Source organism: Streptosporangium sp. NPDC003464 (genome assembly GCF_053588315.1).
Genome location: NZ_JBSFPS010000508.1, coordinates 1 through 2,497, shown reverse-complemented (window position 1 = coordinate 2,497; position 2,497 = coordinate 1). Strand labels below are relative to the sequence as shown.

The following is a 2,497-nucleotide window of genomic DNA, read 5'->3' as shown; positions in this document are numbered from 1 at the left end:
ACCGGTGTCCGTCGGGGGCGGTGGCGATCAGGGTGCCGTCGTCGTCGGAGACGATGACCGAGGTGGCCGGCAGCAGCCGCTCCGGGTCGGCGCCCGGTGCCGCGGCGAACCCCAGCAGCCGGTCGGTGGTGCCGGTCAGCGACGGCGCGACCCGCCCGGTGTGCCGGGGCCAGGTGTCGGGGTGGAGCAGCCGGACCCGGTCCGGCCCGAGGTCGGCGGTCAGCTCGTCCCGGAGCCGGTCGACCTCGGGGTGCCAGACGGTGAAGAGGTCGCAGTCGAACGTCGGCCAGGCCGCGTGCAGCTCGCCGAGGACCGCCTGGTAGTCGCCGCGGTTGACGGCGTCGACGTCGGGGGCGCAGATCTGCAGGTCGGGACTGTGCAGCCGGGCCGTGGACCAGCCGGGCCGCCCGGCGGGGAACAGCCGTGCCACCGGCTCGGCCAGCTCGGCGGCCGACAGCTGGAGGCGGGCGTCACTGTCCTCCAGACCGAACAGGCTCCCCCAGCGCCGGGTGAACTCCTCGGCGACGTCGTCGGCCGGACGCCGCCCGGTGCCCCAGAACAGGCCCTGGGCCAGGGACATCAGGTCGGACAGGCGCACCGGGGCGTCGGAGTCTTCCCGCAGGTCGTCGTAGAGTTCCCGCAGCGCCGTCCCGTAGGCGTCGGCCAGTGCCGCCGTCAGCCACCGGGCGGTGGTGAGGGTGATGGCCAGGGGCGCGGCGAGGTCGTCGAGGAGGGAGGAGCCGACGGTGACGTCGACGTCCCGGGTGGTGTCCTCGTAACACAGCGTGCGACCGGCGTACATCTGCCCGTCCCGCCGCCGCGGCGCGGCACCGGTGACCGCGGTGAACTCCGCGTCCAGCGCCGCCAGCGCCTCCTTCAACCCCGCCGGGTCACCGGCGGCGGCGGCCACCGCGTCACGGGCCGCGCACAACCGCGCCAGCCCCGCCACCGCCCGCTCGCGCAGCTCGGCGTCCCCGATCGAGGCGATCCGCTCACGCAGCACGTCCTCGGCGTCGCGGCCGATCGGCAGCGCTGCGTCCCAGGTGATCAACTCCCGCTCGACCAGCCGCTCCAGCAGCAGGTAACCGTCCTCCGGCCGGTCCAGCCCGGCGACGACCTCCGCCGCCCACGGGGCCCGAGAAATCCTGTGTGAATCTGCCAGGACCACCTGGTAAGCCTAAATACTCCCTGATGACCGATAGTGAACAAGTACCGTGAGGGAAAGGTGAAAAGCGCCCCGGTGAGGGGTCGTGAAATAGTACCTGAAACCGTGTGCCTACAAGCCGTAGGAGCGTAGACGTCTTCGGGCGTCTGTGATGTGACTGCGTGCCTTTTGAAGAATGAGCCTGCGAGTTATGGTGTGTGGCGAGGTTAACCCGTGTGGGGGAGCCGTAGCGAAAGCGAGTCTGAATAGGGCGTTTGAGTCGCATGCTGTAGACCCGAAGCGGAGTGATCTAGGCATGGGCAGGTTGAAGCGCGGGTAAGACCGCGTGGAGGACCGAACCCACCAGGGTTGAAAACCTGGGGGATGACCTGTGTTTAGGGGTGAAAGGCCAATCAAACTCCGTGATAGCTGGTTCTCCCCGAAATGCATTTAGGTGCAGCGTTACGTGTTTCTTGCCGGAGGTAGAGCACTGGATGGCCGATGGGCCCGACAAGGTTACTGACGTCAGCCAAACTCCGAATGCCGGTAAGTGAGAGCGTAGCAGTGAGACTGCGGGGGATAAGCTCCGTAGTCGAGAGGGAAACAGCCCAGACCACCGACTAAGGCCCCTAAGCGTGTGCTAAGTGGGAAAGGATGTGGAGTCGCAGTGACAACCAGGAGGTTGGCTTAGAAGCAGCCACCCTTGAAAGAGTGCGTAATAGCTCACTGGTCAAGTGATTCCGCGCCGACAATGTAGCGGGGCTCAAGTACACCGCCGAAGTCGTGGCATTCACACATGTGTCCGAGCCTTTGTGGTTTAGGTGTGTGGATGGGTAGGGGAGCGTCGTGCGGCCGGCGAAGCAGCAGAGTGATCTAGTTGTGGAGGCCGTGCGAGTGAGAATGCAGGCATGAGTAGCGAATCAGAAGTGAGAAACTTCTGCGCCGGATGACCAAGGGTTCCTGGGCCAGGCTAATCCGCCCAGGGTAAGTCGGGACCTAAGGCGAGGCCGACAGGCGTAGTCGATGGACAACGGGTTGATATTCCCGTACCCGCTACGATGCGCCAATACTGAATCCAGTGATACTAAGGGTCCTTAACTCGGTTGCCCCTTCGGGGGCGGCGTCAGAGTGAACGCCTGGCCTGATCTGGTAGTAGGTAAGCGATGGGGTGACGCAGGAAGGTAGCCCAGCCCAGGCGATGGTAGTCCTGGGGTAAGCATGTAGGGAGGACCGTAGGCAAATCCGCGGTCCGTGTATCCTGAGATGTGATGCCGAGCCGATTGTGGCGAAGTGGGTGATCCTATGCTGCCGAGAAAAGCCTCTAGTGAGTGTCGTGGCGGCCCGTACCCGAAA

The 2,497-nt window shown here is 65.4% G+C and carries 1 rRNA gene and 1 pseudogene; one reads left to right on the top strand and one right to left on the bottom strand.

Annotated features, from left to right (window positions below):
* Positions 1-949, bottom strand: a pseudogene (locus tag ACWDS7_RS47885) (lantibiotic dehydratase); the annotation flags it as partial.
* Between the two features lie 27 nt (positions 950-976).
* Between ACWDS7_RS47885 and ACWDS7_RS47880 the strand changes: the two are divergent.
* Positions 977-2,497, top strand: a 23S ribosomal RNA gene (locus ACWDS7_RS47880); the annotation flags it as partial.